Annotated in this window: 21 protein-coding genes; 9 read left to right on the top strand and 12 right to left on the bottom strand. The window is 37.4% G+C overall.

The genetic code is table 11. The annotated features are described in order from the left end of the window. Nucleotides 1-27 precede the first annotated feature (27 nt). Nucleotides 28-1,920: a DNA topoisomerase IV subunit B gene (locus tag CHB66_RS11180; protein WP_089240937.1), complete on the bottom strand. Its 1,893-nt coding sequence runs from the start codon at nucleotides 1,918-1,920 to the stop codon at nucleotides 28-30. Nucleotides 1,921-1,953: 33 nt separating this feature from the next. Continuing rightward, complete coding sequence (locus CHB66_RS11175; RefSeq protein WP_317045594.1) at nucleotides 1,954-2,457, bottom strand: DNA topoisomerase IV; 504 nt, start codon at nucleotides 2,455-2,457, stop codon at nucleotides 1,954-1,956. 123 nt (nucleotides 2,458-2,580) lie between these two features. Between CHB66_RS11175 and CHB66_RS11170 the strand changes: the two genes are divergently transcribed. Both CHB66_RS11170 and CHB66_RS11165 read left to right on the top strand, forming a co-directional pair. After that, complete coding sequence (locus CHB66_RS11170; protein WP_089240933.1) at nucleotides 2,581-3,831, top strand: sterol desaturase family protein; 1,251 nt, start codon at nucleotides 2,581-2,583, stop codon at nucleotides 3,829-3,831. Further along, nucleotides 3,824-4,216 carry a hypothetical protein gene (locus tag CHB66_RS11165; protein WP_089240931.1) on the top strand — a complete coding sequence of 131 codons (393 nt, stop codon included), beginning with the start codon at nucleotides 3,824-3,826 and terminating at the stop codon, nucleotides 4,214-4,216. Before CHB66_RS11170 ends, CHB66_RS11165 begins: the two co-directional genes overlap by 8 nt. 104 nt (nucleotides 4,217-4,320) lie before the next feature. Here the strand turns inward: CHB66_RS11165 and CHB66_RS11160 are convergent, their stop codons facing one another. Beyond that, the gene (locus tag CHB66_RS11160) at nucleotides 4,321-5,250 is read right to left on the bottom strand and encodes an ROK family protein (protein WP_089240929.1); all 930 of its coding nucleotides are present in this window, start codon (nucleotides 5,248-5,250) and stop codon (nucleotides 4,321-4,323) included. 48 nt (nucleotides 5,251-5,298) lie between these two features. Continuing rightward, a complete protein-coding gene (locus tag CHB66_RS11155) occupies nucleotides 5,299-5,787 on the bottom strand; it encodes a YkgJ family cysteine cluster protein (protein ID WP_089240927.1) in 489 nt (162 codons plus the stop codon). A 107-nt stretch (nucleotides 5,788-5,894) separates the two neighbouring features. Here CHB66_RS11155 and CHB66_RS11150 point away from each other — a divergent pair, with 107 nt between their 5' ends. Beyond that, nucleotides 5,895-6,254 carry an arsenate reductase family protein gene (locus CHB66_RS11150; RefSeq protein ID WP_089240925.1) on the top strand — a complete coding sequence of 120 codons (360 nt, stop codon included), beginning with the start codon at nucleotides 5,895-5,897 and terminating at the stop codon, nucleotides 6,252-6,254. On the opposite strand, the gene CHB66_RS11145 is transcribed toward CHB66_RS11150, so the two are convergent. After that, a complete protein-coding gene (locus CHB66_RS11145) occupies nucleotides 6,251-7,078 on the bottom strand; it encodes a CvfB family protein (protein WP_089240923.1) in 828 nt (275 codons plus the stop codon). The genes CHB66_RS11150 and CHB66_RS11145 overlap by 4 nt on opposite strands. 155 nt (nucleotides 7,079-7,233) lie before the next feature. On the opposite strand from CHB66_RS11145, the gene CHB66_RS11140 reads away from it, so the two are divergent. Together CHB66_RS11140 and CHB66_RS11135 are read left to right on the top strand one after the other, a co-directional pair. Continuing rightward, the gene (locus CHB66_RS11140) at nucleotides 7,234-8,124 is read left to right on the top strand and encodes a 3-hydroxybutyryl-CoA dehydrogenase (protein ID WP_089241159.1); all 891 of its coding nucleotides are present in this window, start codon (nucleotides 7,234-7,236) and stop codon (nucleotides 8,122-8,124) included. A gap of 67 nt (nucleotides 8,125-8,191) precedes the next feature. Beyond that, complete coding sequence (locus tag CHB66_RS11135; protein WP_089241157.1) at nucleotides 8,192-8,809, top strand: deoxynucleoside kinase; 618 nt, start codon at nucleotides 8,192-8,194, stop codon at nucleotides 8,807-8,809. Nucleotides 8,810-8,854: 45 nt separating this feature from the next. Here the strand turns inward: CHB66_RS11135 and CHB66_RS11130 are convergent, their stop codons facing one another. From CHB66_RS11130 to CHB66_RS11120, 4 genes are all read right to left on the bottom strand, one after another. Continuing rightward, nucleotides 8,855-9,505 carry a DUF7255 family protein gene (locus CHB66_RS11130; protein ID WP_089240921.1) on the bottom strand — a complete coding sequence of 217 codons (651 nt, stop codon included), beginning with the start codon at nucleotides 9,503-9,505 and terminating at the stop codon, nucleotides 8,855-8,857. 12 nt (nucleotides 9,506-9,517) lie between these two features. Continuing rightward, on the bottom strand, nucleotides 9,518-9,976 hold the full coding sequence (locus CHB66_RS11125; protein ID WP_089240919.1) for a DUF2452 domain-containing protein: 459 nt from the start codon (nucleotides 9,974-9,976) through the stop codon (nucleotides 9,518-9,520). After that, entirely contained in the window at nucleotides 9,960-10,130 is a 171-nt protein-coding gene (locus CHB66_RS17000; protein ID WP_170932478.1) for a hypothetical protein, read from the bottom strand. Before CHB66_RS17000 ends, CHB66_RS11125 begins: the two co-directional genes overlap by 17 nt. A gap of 69 nt (nucleotides 10,131-10,199) precedes the next feature. Next, complete coding sequence (locus CHB66_RS11120) at nucleotides 10,200-10,784, bottom strand: rhomboid family intramembrane serine protease (RefSeq protein WP_089240917.1); 585 nt, start codon at nucleotides 10,782-10,784, stop codon at nucleotides 10,200-10,202. 107 nt (nucleotides 10,785-10,891) lie between these two features. On the opposite strand from CHB66_RS11120, the gene CHB66_RS11115 reads away from it, so the two are divergent. The 3 genes from CHB66_RS11115 (at nucleotide 10,892) to ggt (ending at nucleotide 15,377) form a co-directional block, all read left to right on the top strand. Beyond that, nucleotides 10,892-11,224 (top strand): Hpt domain-containing protein, encoded by a 333-nt coding sequence (locus CHB66_RS11115; protein WP_089240915.1) that lies wholly within the window; start codon nucleotides 10,892-10,894, stop codon nucleotides 11,222-11,224. 87 nt (nucleotides 11,225-11,311) lie between these two features. Further along, nucleotides 11,312-13,675, top strand: a complete 2,364-nt coding sequence (locus CHB66_RS11110) for a S9 family peptidase (RefSeq protein WP_089240913.1) — start codon at nucleotides 11,312-11,314, stop codon at nucleotides 13,673-13,675. A 1-nt stretch (nucleotide 13,676) separates the two neighbouring features. Continuing rightward, nucleotides 13,677-15,377 (top strand): gamma-glutamyltransferase, encoded by a 1,701-nt coding sequence (ggt, locus tag CHB66_RS11105; RefSeq protein ID WP_089240911.1) that lies wholly within the window; start codon nucleotides 13,677-13,679, stop codon nucleotides 15,375-15,377. Nucleotides 15,378-15,501: 124 nt separating this feature from the next. On the opposite strand, the gene CHB66_RS11100 is transcribed toward ggt, so the two are convergent. Continuing rightward, the gene (locus CHB66_RS11100; RefSeq protein ID WP_245812721.1) at nucleotides 15,502-16,458 is read right to left on the bottom strand and encodes an alpha/beta hydrolase family protein; all 957 of its coding nucleotides are present in this window, start codon (nucleotides 16,456-16,458) and stop codon (nucleotides 15,502-15,504) included. 112 nt (nucleotides 16,459-16,570) lie between these two features. Beyond that, on the bottom strand, nucleotides 16,571-16,909 hold the full coding sequence (locus CHB66_RS17220; RefSeq protein WP_245812715.1) for a hypothetical protein: 339 nt from the start codon (nucleotides 16,907-16,909) through the stop codon (nucleotides 16,571-16,573). Nucleotides 16,910-16,977: 68 nt separating this feature from the next. On the opposite strand from CHB66_RS17220, the gene CHB66_RS11095 reads away from it, so the two are divergent. After that, nucleotides 16,978-17,196, top strand: coding sequence for a DUF3820 family protein (locus CHB66_RS11095; protein WP_089240909.1), 219 nt, complete (start codon nucleotides 16,978-16,980; stop codon nucleotides 17,194-17,196). Nucleotides 17,197-17,251: 55 nt separating this feature from the next. Here CHB66_RS11095 and CHB66_RS11090 read toward each other — a convergent pair whose 3' ends face one another. Beyond that, nucleotides 17,252-18,478: a S8 family peptidase gene (locus CHB66_RS11090; RefSeq protein WP_089240907.1), complete on the bottom strand. Its 1,227-nt coding sequence runs from the start codon at nucleotides 18,476-18,478 to the stop codon at nucleotides 17,252-17,254. Nucleotides 18,479-18,676 lie beyond the last annotated feature (198 nt).

Here is an 18,676-nt window from a genome sequence, read left to right as displayed (position 1 = left end):
CGTTGTTACTCTTTATGGTATTTATTATTAAGCCGCTTCGTTTTCATCTTCCTCGTTAGTAGGGTCATCATGAACGATATCCTTTTCAATCTTGAGATTATCGATTATAAAGTTTTGCCTATCAGGAGTATTCTTACCCATGTAGAAGCCTAATAAATCAGCAATTTTAGTTTCTTTATTCAGAATAATCGGTTCCAAACGAATATCTTCTCCGATAAATGTTCCAAATTCTCCTGGGGAAATTTCACCCAAACCTTTGAATCGGGTTATTTCAGCAGTCTTGCCTAGTTTATGAATTGCTCGCTGACGTTCTTCATCGGTATAACAATAAATGGTTTCTTTCTTATTTCTTACTCGGAATAGTGGAGTATCTAAAATATATAAATGCCCATTTTTGACCAAATCAGGGAAAAACTGTAGAAAGTATGTCATGATCAGCAAGCGAATATGCATTCCGTCAACATCAGCATCAGTAGCGATCACAATCTTCCTATATCTAAGATTCTCTATTCCATCCTCGATATTCAAAGCATGCTGTAGTAAATTGAATTCTTCATTTTCATAAACCACCTTCTTAGTCATTCCAAAACAGTTAAGAGGCTTGCCTCTAAGAGAGAATACAGCTTGAGTCTGTACGTCGCGGGATTTGGTGATGGAACCTGAAGCCGAATCTCCTTCCGTGATGAAAAGCATGGTGTTATTTTTCTTTTCTTCATCGCTTTTTGCATCATCATAATGCACCCTACAGTCTCTGAGTTTTTTATTGTGAAGGTTAGCTTTTTTAGCACGCTCATTTGCGAGTTTTTTGATACCAGAGATTTCTTTTCGCTCTCTTTCTGATTGTAAAATCCGCTTCAATAATGCATCCGCAACTGTTGGATTCTTATGGAGGTAATTATCTAGTTCGACTTTAAGAAAGTCATTGACAAACGTTCTTAAAGTAGGACCATCGGGTCCTATAGTCTGAGATCCGAGTTTGGTTTTAGTTTGAGATTCAAAAACCGGCTCCTGTACCCTCACAGCTATTGCGGCAACTACACTTTGCCTTATATCAGAGGCATCGTAGTCTTTTTTATAAAACTCTCGTACAGTTTTGACTATTGCCTCACGAAAAGCCGCTAGATGTGTACCACCTTGGGTAGTAAACTGTCCATTAACGAAAGAATAATATTCTTCACCATATTGATTACTATGGGTGATTGCTACTTCGATATCATTTCCTTTGAGGTGAATGATAGGATAGCGGGCACTATCTTCATCAACCTTTCTTTGAAGTAAATCGTAAAGTCCCTTTTCAGAATAGAACTTTTTTCCATTGTAATTAATAGTAAGTCCTGCATTCAAAAAGGCATAATTCCAGATTTGATTTTCTAGATATTCAGGAATAAAGTGGTAGTTTTTGAATACAGTGCTATCAGGTGAGAAAATGATTTTAGTTCCATTTCTATCCGAAGATTTGGTGACAGCTTGATCATTGACCAACACTCCTTTTTCAAACTCAGCTACTTTGGTTTCACCATCTCTGTAAGACTGTACTTTGAAGTATTCAGAAAGGGCATTGACTGCTTTGGTACCAACGCCATTCAAGCCTACCGATTTTTGGAAGGCGCCTGAATCATATTTACCCCCTGTATTGATTTTGGAGACACAATCTATCACTTTACCAAGTGGAATGCCACGACCATAGTCTCTGACTTCCACCCGGTGCTCGGATATTTTGATGTCTATGGTTCTCCCGTAGCCCATCATGTGCTCATCTATACTGTTATCGAGGATTTCTTTTACCAATACATAAATACCATCATCCTGAGCACTACCATCACCCAACTTGCCGATATACATCCCTGGCCTTAGCCTGATATGCTCTCTCCAATCTAAGGATTTGATACTGTCTTCGGTATATTGAACGTTTTCTGCCATTTGATCTTGATGACTTTATGATGGGTTAGTTAATTAGATTTTGTTGGATGCTTGTACTTCTTTGAATTTTTGAATGAGAATCCAGAATAGTCCTCCTATCCATATTACAAATAAAACAGGGATAAGATAAAAGAAGAAATTGAATTCTCCTGCACTGATTTCGTTTTGATTGTTGATGCTATGGACAAAAAAGGTCATAATAATCAGGGAAATATTGATAATCCCTACAAAACTATACATCCAGGCTATCATATAATCGCTTAAAGGTTCTCCTTTGGGGAATATCCTCTTCAGACTTGAGATACTCTGATTTTCAATCATCTTAGCTGGTACGACTAGCAGCACATTGAGGAAAACAAATACCACAATTCCAGTGTAGAAGAATGTCTCTTTCCCTATACTCTTATCAAAGCCACCCAAATCGTCCAATTGATAAGCTACAATATCAGTGAGCGCAGCATAAATATAAAGGAATACAAAAACGAAAATCAATACAGAGAGAAAATGGAATACTTTTCCGAATCTATAATACATCATGTGAATCAATTTAAGGCGCTAATATAAAGATTTATGCTTAGCAAAATCGAAACAGATTCTTCGTTTATTCAGTTTTTATAAGTAGTTTTCTATCCTAATAAACCCCAAAATACTGAGAGTAAGATGAATCTGAGTCCTGTAGTCATAGCCATTCCAATGTATTTTCTTTTGATGGCAGTTGAATTGATCGTTTTGAGATTTCAAAAGAATCCAAGTTACCGCATGAATGATGCGATCACCAATATCAATTTGGGAGTTGTGTCTCAAGTAACAGGCGTATTTCTGAAAATTCTTTCTATTGGTGTGTATACTTTACTTTTCGAAAAGTTTGCTATACTTGATATTCCTAGTAATCTCTGGACTTTTCTATTATTATTCTTCCTTTATGATTTCTGTTATTATTGGGCACATAGGATGTCACATGAAATCAACCTTTTTTGGGGAGGACATGTAGTGCATCATTCCTCTGAAGAGTACAATCTGTCGGTTGCGTTGAGACAAAGTTCTACACAGACGATTTGGACTTTTATGTTTTATCTCCCGCTTGCATTCATTGGTTTCAATCCAGTTGCTCTTGTGCTGGTGTCAGGGTTGAATTTGTTATATCAATTTTGGATTCACACAGAAGCTATTGATAAAATGGGTTTTCTAGAAAAATTTATGAATACGCCTTCACATCATAGGGTGCATCATGGTCGTAACCCTAAGTATATTGACAAAAATCATGGAGGCACATTTATCATCTTTGATAAGTGGTTTGGAACATTCAAAGAAGAGGAAGAAAGACCAACTTATGGTATCACTACACCTGTCAATAGCTGGAATCCTGTTTGGGTTAACCTGTCTCATTATGCCAATATGAAAAATGAATTGGCACAAATTCCTAATTGGTCCGACAAAATCAGGTACCTATTCAATAAGCCTGGATGGTTACCAGATTATCTTGGAGGCTATCGGGCTGTGAAGGATGTTCCAAAGGAACATAAGAAATTTGATACTATAGTCCCTCAAGCACTAAATTTTTATGTGTTTTATCAATATGTAATTCTAATGGGGATTACTGCTTTTTTCCTTTTCAATCTCGGGGATTTCGATTGGGTGCTCAAGGTAGGTTTATCGGCAATGATTATTTGGAGTACGGTGAGTTTCTCCGCGATTTTCGAACAAAGTCGCTGGTATCATGTTCAGGAAATCATCCGAATTGCCTTGATGAGCTTGACTATATGGTATATCGCTAGAGAGCTGGTTACCGAAAATATAATTCTATTCTCGCTTTCTATGTACCTTTTGAGCTCGTACTTTTGGCTTTGGAAAAATGGATGGGCATTAAAGTCCTTTCAGCAAACAGTCAAAAATCAATCCCAACATGCATAAACCCTCTGTTTTCTTGGTGTATAGTTTTTTCTTAGCAATTCTATTCTCAGCTTGTTCTGGAAAATTGGAAGTGGAAACACTGAACCTTGATAATTGGAAAAATGACAGATATGGCTGTAAAGGTTTACGAATACAGCAAATTGATGAAATTCAACGTATCAAAAATGACTTTTTGGGTGTAAACAATCAAAATCTAATCAAAACTTTCGGAAGACCTGATCGAGTGATGTTGGTAGATAAAAGTCAGAGTTATTTTTTTTACTTTCTTGAACCCAGTGAAAACTGTGATAATTATGACTCCGAAATATCACCACTTAAGGTCATGTTTAGACTTAATGCGATCAATAAAGTGAGTGAGATTACCATTAGTAGATTGAATCCTTGATGGTTTTATTTCGTATTATATTGAGAAATAAAAAAGATCAAGTAAATGAAAATCCCCACGAAAACAATTTTCATGGGGATTAATTTTTTTTCTAAATAGGGTTATTAATCTTCTAGAAAACAAAGCGCGGCAGCTCCTAGCGTACCAGCATTATTTTCAAGTGTGGCCTTCATTAATTTAAGGTCTTCTACATAGTACTTTGTCAAGAATTGCCTTACTGTCTTGTCTAAAGCAGGCATCATAAATTCCAATCCTGCAGAAATTCCTCCTCCAAAATACACTTCTGTGACATCCAAAATTCTGATCGCTGAGACAATGGCCTCTCCTAGAACTCTAGCCACTTCCTCAAAGACCATAATAGAAACTTGATTTCCTTTTTTGGCAGTATCCACAAGCAGATGTGTCCCCAATTCCTGACCGATCAACTCCTCCCCTGCTAAATCTGGATATGCTCGAATCATTCTATCCATAATTCTTAGAATTCCATCTCTACCGATGATGCGTTCAAGTGCTTCATTTCCTCTAGAAAGCATGTGCCCCATTTCCATTGCATTGCCCCTAGAACCTTTGAAAACTTTTCCATCTGTAATCATAGCACTGCCAATACCTGTCCCCATTGTAATGAAGAGGAAGTTTGGTGAAGGGTTGCCTTTACCATAGCGAAACTCACCAAGTGCCGCTGCTGCTGCATCATTTTCTAAGTAGAATTTCTTATCAGGGTATGCGTCCAAAAGTCCTTGCTTCAGATTGAAACCATTTAAAGCTGGTATTGCTGGGATTTCTAGTGTGGTCGTTCGGTCTTTTGAGATCAAACCCGGAAGACCAATTCCAACTTTCTTTACTTGAGGATATTTTTGCAGATATTTGCCAACGCCCTCAATAAAACAAGCGTTGAAACCTCTTGGGTCATCTCTGTAAGGCGTGGTATCTTCTTTGTCAAAGGAGACTATTTCTCCATTTCGATTTACCAAGCCAATCTTGAGATGAGTGCCTCCAACATCCACTCCCAAAAAATGTTCTTCATTGTTATTCATAGTTTTTCTTCAATAGGTTTAAGGCACTAAAATAGTAAAGTCTATCGCTTACTTCCTAAAATCTTTCCCAAAGTCTTGAAAAATTTGATAAACCGCAGGGCAGACTATTGTATTTTTTAAAGTCAAATTGAGTATGCCATGCATATTTTTCCGATTGGTATGGGGATATTCTCTACATGCTTTAGGCCTTTGTTCATATACAAAACAGGTATTGTCATCATTTAAAAATGGACATGGCGAACTAAGAAGGACATAGTCTCCTTCTTCATCCCTAAAAAGATATTGATCAATAAATTCTGATGACTTCATCCTGAACACTTTGGCGAGGCGATCAATATCTGTTTGTAAAAATATTGGGCTGGTGGTTTTGCAACAATTGGCACAACTCAGACAATCGAGCTTAGAGAATTGATCCTCGTGTGCTTCTTCAAACATTTGATCCAATACTTTCGGCTTAATCTTCTTAAGCCTTTCCTTGGTCTTTTTATGAAGGACAAAATCAGCTTTGCTTTTAATTTTAAAATTTTCTAAATCCATATTTAGATATTTATTATGAATAGTTTTGATTTAAAATATTAAACAGGTTATTATTTTGATTTTTAATCTTATAACACTATATTAATACTCACTAAACCCAAAAAACTATGAAAATGCATCCAAACGAGTTATTCTTCTACTACAATCCAAGTCATTCTGTTGACAAGCAAGTGAGGGCTTTTGCACATTCTATATCTAACCATGTGAATGAAATCAATATCGACAAGGAAAGAATTACAACCACTGGATGGAGATCCATTTTGGATTTGCTCAACCTAAGACCCAAAGACTTATTGAATAGAGCACATCCTGATTATCAAAACCACATCGCTGGCAAGAATTGGGATGATGAAAGTTGGTTACAAATCTTGGTGAAGTATCCCCATCTCATCAAAGCCCCAATTGCTATAAAGAGAAACAAAGCAGTGCTATGCACTACTCCCAATGCGATCTTAAGATTGAACTAATTGAGCTCAATACCCTTATCGGTAATCCTGATTGTTTTGGCTTTGTAAAGTTGACCAATTGATTGTTTAAAGTGCTTTTTACTCATTCCCAACAACTCTTTGATAGACTCAGGGGATGATTTATCATGAAGGGGCAAAAATTTCTTCGCTTTTAAAACGGTAAGAATTTTTTCAGCCCCTTCTTCATATTTTTGCCTACCCAAGGAACCTAGTATCAAGTCTAACTTACCATCATCTCTTTTCTTTTTGATACTAGCCTTTACTTTGCCTCCTACCTGAATAGTTTCGAAAACTTCATTCTTATAAATTAGTGCTTCAAAGCTATTTTCGATTAGTGCTTTATATCCTAAATCTGTTTCTTCAAATATCAAGGCTTCTACTTCTTGGCCTTCTTCGAATCCACGCGTATCTTCAATCAAAAAGTCTTGATACTTGGATACGCCAATCAATCTATCTGTCTTGAAGTCGACACATACACGTACCAAATACTTCTCTCCAACCTGCATCTCTTTTTGCATTTCAGATTTAGGTACAAAAAGATCCTTGGGCAATCCCCAATCCATAAAAGCACCAAATCTTGTGATCTCCTTAGCTTCCATTACTGCAAATTCATCCAACAATGCTACTGGTGGTGTAGTCACAGCCACAGGTCTATCTTCACTATCTGTATATACAAAAACTTCAATTTCTTGCCCTTCTTTTATTTCTTCAGGCAGGTAACTTTTGGGTAGAAGTACCTCTCCACCTTCTTGCAAAGCTAAATATGCTCCATTAGCAGTAAACCTATTGATCAGCAGACTATTGATTTTTCCCAATTCTTTCATGTTTCAAAGGTAAGTAAATTACTTGAAGTAGAAATTGGAAAAAGTACCTAATCGGATTAGATTTGAAAGTTGAAAACGAATTATTTCCTTCAATTAGGAGACAATTTTTGATTTACATTGTTAAGCTTATCAAATCATATAAACCCAAAGAATTTATGAAAAATATAGCAGTTATCGGTTCTGGAACCATGGGGAATGGTATTGCGCATGTATTTGCCCAATTTGGTTACCAAGTAGCTTTGATAGATATCAACCAAGATGCATTGGAAAAGGCTTTGGCCACTATTGGAAAAAACCTAGATCGTCAGGTAGGCAAAGGTTTACTTACTGAGGAAGATAAAGCTAAGGCTCTAGGAAATATCAGTACACATACGATAGTAGCAGATGGCGTTAAAGCAGCTGATTTGGTAGTAGAAGCTGCAACAGAAAATGTGGATACTAAATTGAATATTTTCAAAGAGTTGGATCAAATCTGTCCCGAACATACCATTTTAGCATCTAATACCAGCTCCATTTCTATTACTAAAATAGGTTCGGTGACTGGAAGACCAGATAAAGTGATTGGTATGCACTTTATGAATCCTGTTCCTGTGATGAAATTGATCGAAGTGATCAGAGGGTATGCTACCTCTGATGAAGTTACCATTCAGATCATGGATTTATCAAAAAAGCTTCAGAAAGTACCAGTTGAGGTCAACGATTACCCAGGTTTTGTTGCTAACAGAATCTTAATGCCAATGATCAATGAAGCTATTTATACCCTTTTCGAAGGAGTAGCAGGTGTAGAAGAGATCGATACGGTGATGAAGCTTGGCATGGCACATCCTATGGGTCCACTGCAATTGGCTGATTTTATCGGGCTAGATGTATGTCTTTCTATCTTGAGAGTACTACATGATGGATTTGGTAATCCTAAATATGCCCCATGCCCTTTGCTTGTCAATATGGTTCAGGCTGGATACAAAGGTGCTAAAACAGGAGAAGGCTTTTATAAATACACTGCTGGTAGTAAGGATATTCTTGTATCCGCTCAATTTAAAAAATAACTTTATTTAAAAAATATACATCAGGAGGATTGGCTCTATGCTCTTTCCTCCTTTTATTGAATCGATAATGCATATAGCAGTTTCAGGAAATATAGGAAGTGGTAAGACCACTTTGACAGAAAAATTAGCCAAACATTATGGTTGGAAGGCGGAGTTTGAGGCTGTGGAAAACAATCCCTACTTGGCTGATTTTTATGAGGATATGAAAAGATGGTCTTTTCATCTTCAAGTTTATTTCCTGAATAGTCGATTCAATCAAATCAATAAGATTAGACAAAGTAATGAATCTGTGATTCAAGACAGGACAATCTATGAAGATGCTTATATTTTTGCGGCTAATTTACATAAGTCTAGTCTGATTAGTCAAAGAGATTATGACAACTATTTGAATCTGTTCAATTCCATGATTGAATTTGTGCAGGCCCCTGATTTGTTAATTTATCTCAAGGCAGATATTCCCAAACTCGTCGGTCAAATCGAGAAGCGTGGCCGTGATTATGAAAATGCCATAAGAATTGATTACCTCAAGAATCTTAACTCCCATTATGAAGATTGGATATCTGGTTATGACAAAGGGAAGTTATTGATTGTTGATGTCAATGATATGGACTTTGTGGCTTACCCTGAGCATTTTTCTGAGATCGTAGAAAAAGTAGATAGAGAAATACATGGACTTTTCTCTTGATGTTTGTTTGAGGGTAATTGATTGTTATGTGACAATCAGTACCCATCATTGTTCTAATTTTCTGAAGAACCAATTTTTGATGGCTTGATAGGTTTCTTCCTTAGGGTTGAGTAGCAAGTCGTCAATTTTTTTCAAACTCCCTCCTGTCATGATATTTTCATACATGGGAATTCTTATTAGTTTGTAGCCATGAAGCCTACTGATCAAATCATATTGCGCATCGTTGTAACCGTTCAGTCTCCAGCCAGCAGAACCATTTCCAGACAAATCTCCAGGTTCTTCTGAGGAGCCAAAAAGTTGCTTAGCAATTGGTGGTCCTATCCAAATTCTTTCTTGAAGTCCAGCTTTTAGACAATCTTTCTCAAAAGTCCTACAAAGCCTTTTATAACCATCCACCCAAGGAAAATTAAATAATTGATAAAGATCTGTTTTCAAGGTACTTAATCTATATCGATTAAAGTGAACTTGATCATCATAAATGAATACGTGTCGATTGATTTTGAAATCAAACTTAAGATGCTCAAGTAATGGAAGCTTTTTTGCATTACCATCCAAGACATACAAGACTTCCTGTAAAAGATGCTCTCCTTTACCTGCTACATAAGCAGGATTGACATCAAGTAGGAACTCAGGTTCTAAGAAATGTTCTGAATCTCTGAGTATATCATAAAGATTTTGGACTTTAAGCTTGTGCACTGAAATTTGATTTTAGCCCTCGTTGATCACATCCCAAGTATGGTCTGCGAGGAGTTTGATTTCGGCTACAAAGCTAGCAAAACCTTTCTTTCTCCCCCATTCATCAGGTGCGATCATACTTAAAAAATCCGTACCATCCTCTTTCTGATAGAGATAGTAAATATGATTGATTAAGGGCTCGAAGCTGATACTTGCATTATAAATTCTCTCGGAGACCTCTACCCTTTTCTGAATTTTCTTGGCTTGATCTGCCAGTAGCTGCATCTGCTGATATATTTGAGACATTTGCATATCCGTTTGAGAATGCATGGCTGCGACAGCCCTTCCGGTGATTTTGCCCTTATCTTCAGGTTTGATGATGGCTCCACCAGAAGTATGCGCATAAGGTAATAAACCTGGATTTTCAGTAGTCATTTCTTTCATTCTTTCCAGGTCAATTTGATCTACATCGATCTTATTTTTCTTTGTCATCTATTTTAAGGCTATCGCTCGGGGCAATTCTTTCTTTGAGATTTCCCTTTGATCCAGGAAATGTAGTACGGGTAGAAATATCATATCCTATCCAAAACATGGCTAGTAGAAATAATACCGCCAAAATAAGAAAGGTGAGCTTGTTCTTATTCATTTGTTAAAATTAACAGGTTTATCAATGCAAGGTTTAAATGAATTGCAAAAATAAGTGATCGTTGATAGATTAAAAACTACTCAATCGTACTTTCCTGCTATTATAAAATGCACTTACAACACCGACACAGGCACCAGCTAAATGGGACTCCCAAGAAATACGACCATTGGATGGGAGGATACCATATATGATACTTCCATAAATGATAAAAATCGCAACAGCTAAGAGAACAGACTGGAAAGTAGCACGAAATAAACCCATGCTAATCAGAAAAAACAGTAATCCGTAAACAAGGCCACTAGAACCTATATGGAAATAAGGTCTTCCTGCCATCCAAACAACTAAATTGGTAACTAGATAAACATTCAGCAAAACATGATCCGCCACGCGATCATAGAAATAGTAGAGCAGGAAGCTAAGAATAAAGAAAGGAACTAGATTAGAAATTAAATGTAAAAATCCACCATGAAGTAAAGGAGCAAAGAGCACCCCAAAAATATGAGGGATACTCAATGGAAAAATTCCTAGGAAGTTGAGTCGAAAATTGAAGCTTATTTCTATCAAAAAGACCAAAAACATCAAGAAACCTAATCTTGAAGGAACTATGAGGCTTTTATTGATCCTCTGACTATTTATAAACTTGTAGGAGGCCATTAGATTTAATTTTGGAAAAATTATTATAAATTTCGACTTACTCTTATTGAATTATTAGCATATTTAACTCGGATTTAATTTTCAATGTTTTAACTGCCCATAGCTGTATGTACCAAATTGTAAACCCACAAACCATTTTTCAGTATTTTGGAGATGATGATAAAGAGATGATAAAAGAGATGATTCAAATCATCTTAGAAACTAATCTCCATGATTTAAAGGAATTAGATCAATATTATGATCAAAATGACTATGCTACAGTTAAAAAACGATGTCACAAGGCCAAGCCTAGTATGAGTTATGTTGGTGCGCTTGATACTAGAAAATTACTTGAATCAATAGAAGCTGATTTGGAGAATTCAAGAGCAAATTATGATTTATTGAAATCTCAGATTAGTATAATAGAAAATGAACTGAGGGACTTTTTGGAAAAACTTTAAATTCTTGTAAACTATAGACCATCCATACTTTTTTGAAAGATTATTCCTCCTGATTGCTTATTATTGAAAAAAAAGCATTTAAAAATCATGAGGAAAACAACTTTATTGATTTTAGCAATCTTTATTGGTTGCCTAAAAGTATTTGCTCAGAATCACCTGAGCGTAGATAAAATCATGCAGGACCCCAAGTGGATTGGTAATTTCCCTTCAAGTATCAGATGGGACGATCAGGGCAAGACTATATTTTTTAATTATAACCCTGAAGGTAATCCGGCAGATTCCCTTTATAAAATAAATATTAACAATCCTGAAAAAATTGAAAAAGTCAGTTTAGCTGAACAAAGAAATTTTATACCAAGATTTGCAAACAGTAATCTCGCACAGACAAAAAAAGTATTTGTTGAGAATGGATCAATCATGATCTATGACATTGCATCTGATTCTAAAAAAAGTGTCTTAGATATAGGTGACAGAGTAGGTACACCTAATTTTCTAGCAAATCAAGACCGAATCAGTTTTGAAATGGCAGGGAACCTTTATGTTTTAGACCTTAAAACAAATACAATAGAGCGTAATACCAATATCAGGACAGGTTCTAAGCCCCAATCGCGTGATGGTGGAAAATTGAATGATAGAGATGATTGGTTGAAAAAAGACAATCTTGAACTGCTACAAGTTGTCAGAGAAAGAGATGAAAGGAGAGAGGCTTCAAGGGCATATAGAGAAGCTACTGCTCAAGAAGATGAGTTTGTTCACTATCTTGGTGGTGGCCAGATGACTGGTTTACAATTGAGTCCAGATGAAAAATTTGCAACTTTTTCACTAATTACTAGATCCGAAAATAAAAGAACAGCTGTACCAGACTATACTCATATCTCAGGATATACCACTGACATTAATACGCGATCAAAAGTAGGTGATGACCCTACAAAGGTCCAATTGGCAATCTATGATATAGAAAACAAAAAGGTATATACTGTCAGCACCTCTAATTTGCCAGGCATCAAAGATTTACCTGATTATGTAAAAGATTACCCTGAGAAAGAGTGGCAAGCTACTGAAAGAGTGGTCACTGTAGGAGCTCCGGTTTTCTCTAATGATGGGAAAAGAGCTGTAGTGAATATCCGATCCGTAGATAATAAAGATCGTTGGATTGCACTTTTGGATCTTGCGACAGGCGAACTGAAGAACTTAGACAGACAGCGTGATGAAGCATGGGTTGCAGGTCCAGGTATCGGGTCTGCTTTTGGAGGTGGAACATTGGGATGGTTGCCAGACAATAAACATATTTACTTTCAGTCAGAAGAGACTGGTTACTCACATCTCTATCTATTAGATGTTACTACTGGAACCAAAAAAGCTTTAACCAGTGGTCAATATGAAGTATTTAGTCCTTTTATATCTAAGGATATGAAATCATGGTATCTGACTACTTCAGAGGTGCATCCAGGAGAAAGACATTTCTATAAGATGCCATTGATGGGAGGTAAAATGGAAAAATTGACCAGCATGACAGGAAATAATGACGTTTCTCTTTCTCCTGATGAAAAAAACATAGCCATCCTCTACTCTTATAGCAACAAACCATGGGAACTATACCTCAAATCAAATAATGCTAAAGCAGAACCAAAGCAATTGACCTCAGGTTTGACCGAGGAGTTCAAGGCTTATGATTGGAGAGATCCACAATTGGTGAATTTTAAAGCTCAGGATGGTGCATCTGTTCCGGCAAGATTATACAAGCCAGATCCTGCCAAAAGTAATGGTGCTGCTGTAATTTTTGTTCATGGTGCAGGTTATCTTCAGAATGTTCACAAATGGTGGTCTAGTTATTTTAGAGAATACATGTTCCATAATCTCTTGACAGACTTGGGCTATACAGTCCTGGATATAGATTACAGAGGATCTGCTGGTTATGGTAGAGATTGGAGAACAGGTATTTACAGGCATATGGGAGGCAAAGACCTTTCTGATCAGGTAGATGGAGCTAATTATTTGATCGCTGAGCACGGGGTACAAGCTGGAAAAATTGGTATTTACGGAGGTAGCTATGGTGGATTCATCACTTTAATGGCTTTGTTTAATGCCTCTGATACATTTACATCTGGAGCGGCACTTCGTTCTGTAACAGACTGGGCACACTACAATCATGGTTATACATCCAATATTCTCAATGAACCATTCAATGATCCTATTGCTTACAAAAGGTCCTCTCCTATTTACTTTGCTGAAGGTCTAAAAGGTAACTTGCTGATTGCTCACGGGATGATTGATACCAATGTTCATTTCCAAGATGTGGTGAGATTGGCTCAACGTCTGATTGAATTAGGCAAAGACAATTGGGAAATGGCAGTTTATCCGGTCGAAGATCACGGTTTTGTAGAGCCTAGTAGCTGGACAGATGAATACAAGAGAATTCTAAAGTTATTCAATGATACTTTGGTAAAGTAATATGAAAACAACTCCATTGATCCGCTATTTTCTAGTTTGCTGTGTACTCTTTGTTTCGTGCAAAACAGAGCAAAAAGAATACTCAAAAAGAGGATTGATTGCCGAGCATGCTATGGTCGTATCGGCTAGAAGGGAAGCTTCTGAAATTGGGCTATCAATCATGCAACAAGGAGGCAATGCTTTTGATGCTATGATGGCGACAGAATTGGCTTTGGCTATTGCCTTTCCTTTTGCAGGTAACTTAGGAGGGGGTGGATTTATGGTTTACAGAACTGCTGATGGTGCCATAGGATCTATTGATTACAGAGAAAAGGCTCCATTGGCTGCAACTCGTGATATGTATTTAGACGAGCATGAAGAAGTGATTCCCCGTTTAAGTACAACAGGAGCACTTGCAGTAGGTGTTCCGGGTACTATAGCAGGGATTTTTGAAGTTCATCGCAAATTTGGCTCACTTCCGATTTCAGATATTCTTGCTCCAGTAATCGTATTGGCTGAAAAAGGGGTAGTAGTCACCTCCAACCAAGCTAGAAGTTTGAAAGGTAATAGAAGTATCATCGAGGAGGTAAATGGGCCAGGATCCATGTTTGCTCAAGAGTATCAGGAAGGTGATACAATTAAATATCTAGCGCTTGCCAATACTCTGAGAAAAATTTCAGCCAATGGCAGAGACGAATTTTATAAAGGGGAGACAGCGCAAAAGATCGTGGACTATATCCAAGATCATGGAGGAATCATTACTCTAGAAGATCTAGCAAACTATGAAGCTCAATGGAGGGAGCCCATTGTTTTCGATTACCGAGGTCATCAAATCATCTCCATGGCACCACCTAGCAGTGGTGGGGTTACCATTGCCCAGATCATGGGCATGATAGAAGATCATGATTTGAAAAGCTTAGGGCACAACTCTCCTGAATACATACAAGTATTGGTAGAAGCTGAAAGAAGGGCTTATGCCGATAGGAATTATTACCTAGGTGATCCTGATTTTGTGACAGTTCCTATAGCTCTATTGATGGATAAAGCCTACTTACGAAAGAGGATGGAAAGCTTCAATTGGGATAAGGCAACTTTGTCTTCGGAAGTGTCTCAAGGACAAGTACAATTCCAAGAAAGCGATGAGACTACCCACTACTCTATCATGGATCAATATGGAAATGCCTTGGCAATTACGACTACTTTGAATGGTGCTTTTGGATCCAAACTTTATAGTGAAGAGCTAGGTTTCTTTTTCAACAATGAAATGGATGACTTCTCTGCTAAAGCGGGGGTACCCAATATGTTTGGCTTGATCGGTGCAGAAGCCAACCAAATTGAACCTGGTAAGCGTATGCTGAGTTCGATGACGCCTACCTTAGTGGTAAAAGATGGAGAGATATTGATGATAGTGGGTACACCTGGAGGCTCTACCATCATCACCTCGGTGGTACAGACCATTCTCAATGTAGTTGAATTTGATATGACCATGCAGGAAGCCGTCAATGCTCCCCGTTTTCATCATCAATGGCTTCCTGACGAAATCCGGTTTGAAAAGGATGTATTCACTTCTGGGACTCTTGAACAATTGAAAGCAAAAGGATATCTTGTCAATGAATCCCCCTCACCTATCATTGGCAAAGTAGATGCTATTTTAAAATTGAAAAATGGGAAATTAGAAGGTGGTGCAGACCCTAGAGGTGATGATACTGCGGTAGGGTTTTAATACTGCTGCAAATCCCTAAAATTCAAAAGAGCCTCGATAGTTTCGATCTATCGAGGCTCTTTCTTTTTGACTTGCGTTTAAACATGGTGGCTTGATATCCTCTCTTTGAAGTTCATAATGACTATTATTTTGAACCTATTGATTCAATAAACTTGACTATATCTTCTAGTAGTAGGTAGCTGATTGATTCTTCAATCTTTGCATATTCATCCACGGCACCTGTTTGCGCAGTTTGGAAAAGGTGATTCTGATTTTCATAAACCTTGACCTCAAGGAGTTCTGGTTTTTCGCTAAACAATGCTACCAATTTATTACCATTTTGAGCAGCATCAACTTGCAAGTCTTTTGATCCAAATGCCGCAAAAACAGGTATATCGATTTTTTGAATATACACCTCAGGCTTCATTTTAAGAAAATTAATCATCCAAGTATCCAATTGAGATTCATAAGCTTGTTGCAATTGTTGTAGTTGAGATTCCATCATCGATTCAGGTAAACCCATGCTTTTTAGCTGTGCTTCGAATAAGGTTTTCAATTTTGGTTTGATCTCGTCAATGCTATTGCTTTCGACAACTACTTTATAAACCTCTCTATTTCTTTCTACGGCAGCATTGACGATCATTTCATTGGCGCCGGATACTCTTGTGATAGCTTCAGTTTGCTTATCCATCAATTCTGTAATTGGCACTACTGGTGGTGCCAAGGTAATTAAGAAATCAAGCTCTTTATATTCAGATCCTAGCATCCAAGAAATCAATCCTCCCTCACTATGGCCAATGACGCCCAATTTTCTTGAATCTACAAAGTCTTGCTTTCTCAAAAAGTCTAATGCTGCTGATGCATCAGTCTTCAATTCAATAGTGGTCGCTTCAGCAAAGACTCCAGTGGACTCACCAACTCCTCTTTCATCATACCTAAGTACTGCTACCCCCCTACTGCTAAGGTAATCGGCCATGATCCAAAAAGGTCTGTGCCCCATGATTTCTTGGTCTCTATTCTGAGGGCCAGAACCACTTATCAAAACTACTGTTGGAAATGTTCCTTTTCCTGTTGGCTTTGTTAAAGTACCTTTTAGAAGTATACCAGCTTCGCTATTTTCAAAACTTACTTCTTGGATTTCATAGTCATATGGCTCTTTGGGATTTTGAGGCCTATTTGGCTGGTCACTTTTTAGTTCGCCTGCCTTTGCCTTATTAAAAATCCAATGGTATAGACATACCAGATTGAGAGAAATTGCCTTTGATTTGTTCTCCTAAAAGGAGCCCTTCATAGGATGCATTTCCCATACTCATTTCAAAACTTATCATAGTGCCATCAAAAAGTACTTTTCGCATCGCTATACCCATAGCACCTTGGTTAGGGCTATCCATTTTTCCTGACCATTCACCCTCTTTTTCAGAAAAATGAACAATCAATGGAATCTTCTGTCCCATCACAGCTAGCTCTCCTTTCCAAGAACCTTCTATTGACTGTGCTTGATTAAATTGTATACTAAGAGTAATGATCAGGGTTAAAAAGAATAACTTCTTCATAATTTTTTATTTTTGGACAAGATAAAGCAGAAAATTGATAATCCAGATTGGATTCCTATTTTTGAACGATGGATAAGGAAATTTTGATGGATTTGGTGACCAAAAGAATGCCATTTGGCAAGTACAAAGGGAAATTGCTCTGTGATATTCCCGAACATTACCTTGTATGGATGCATGGGCAAGGATTTCCTGAGGGCAAGCTTGGTATGTGGCTGCATACGCTCTATGAAATCAGGCTCAATGGATTAGAGGATATTTTGCAACAACTCAAAAAACTGAAACAATAAAAGCCTGACCGATCGGTCAGGCTTTTGATTTATAAATAGATCATTTGAAAATTTTTTATCTGGTAATAATTGGATCTGGGTTGCCATCAGGGTCCCCGATGACAAAACCATCAGTTTTTGGACTACCCCACATCAGTACACCAGCTGCATGTGGCGCTGCCATAGATGTTCCACTGATAGATCTATATCCACTACTAATCCAAGTGGAGTTAACACCTACCCCAGGGGCACAGTAGTCGATCGGCGGATTTCCAAAATTGGAAAATGAAGCCCAAACATCAGAGCTATTCATGGCAGAAATAGTATAAATGTTGTTGCCATTCACTCTAGCTGGAGAGAAGTTATTTGCATTAGCACCTGAATTTCCAGCAGCTATTACAAAAACAATTCCTTTGCTAGCAGCGGATAGTACCGCATTATCTAAAGCTGTAGAAGCTCCACCACCCAGACTCATATTAGCCACGTCTCCAGAATTAGCATTAGCACCAACAAAGTCAACACCTGCTATTACACCTGAATTGGAACCTGATCCTCGCGAATCCAATACTTTTATAGAAACTACAGTGGCTCCAGCAGCTACACCTATTACTCCAAAATCGTTGTCAATCGCCGCAATAGTACCTGCTACGTGAGTTCCGTGTCCATTTCCGTCATCAAAACTAGCATCTTTCCCTCTTGTAAATGCAGAAAAACCAATACTTTGATCAACATTCAAATCTGGGTGATTTAATTGTATTCCCGTATCGATTACCCAAGCTTTTTTATTTCCAGTGTAAGTTTGACCTCCTTTGACTCTGGTGATACCGTAAGGAGTAACCTGAGAAGGTGTGGATCCTCCTCCGCCTCCGCCGCCACCTGGACGACCTTGTGCGATAGAGACAATCTGATCAGGCTCAATGTACGCCACTGCTGGATCTTTTGACAACAAGTCAAATTCAGCATCTGATAATTCTACTGAGAATCCATCTAACACAGTTCCAAATGCTAAATCCAATTTTTCTTCAGCAATTCTATATTTTGATAAAATTGATGTAGCATTTTTTCTTGCTAATGCAGCATTATCCTCGTACGAACCACTTTTTCTGAAATTAACACTGTTGGAATTTAAAACTACAATGTATTTACCAGGAATGATCTGACCACGCTGAAAATCCAATATTTCAAGTTGGTTATCCAAATTAGGATTCTCTAAATCAGTTTGACAAGAGAATGTCAGCATGCTCAAGCCTATTGCTGCTATACCAGCCGGTTTGCAAATGGATTTGTAGATTTTTGTAAACATAAATAATAATGATTAATGGTTAATAAACGTGTTGAACGACTTATTCAACATTCTAACATAAATATTTAATTTTTAAAATTTTCACATTCAGTAAAATATTTTAAATAATTTTTATCGTTTATGCCAATTTTATCCTGATTTAGGGCTTTTTGACCTTATACAATTTTTTTTCATGCCTAACACCAAATGATACAAAGT

The sequence above is a fragment of the Belliella buryatensis genome (assembly GCF_900188245.1).
GTDB lineage: Bacteria > Bacteroidota > Bacteroidia > Cytophagales > Cyclobacteriaceae > Belliella > Belliella buryatensis.
This window is presented reverse-complemented; position numbering and strand designations above follow the sequence as displayed.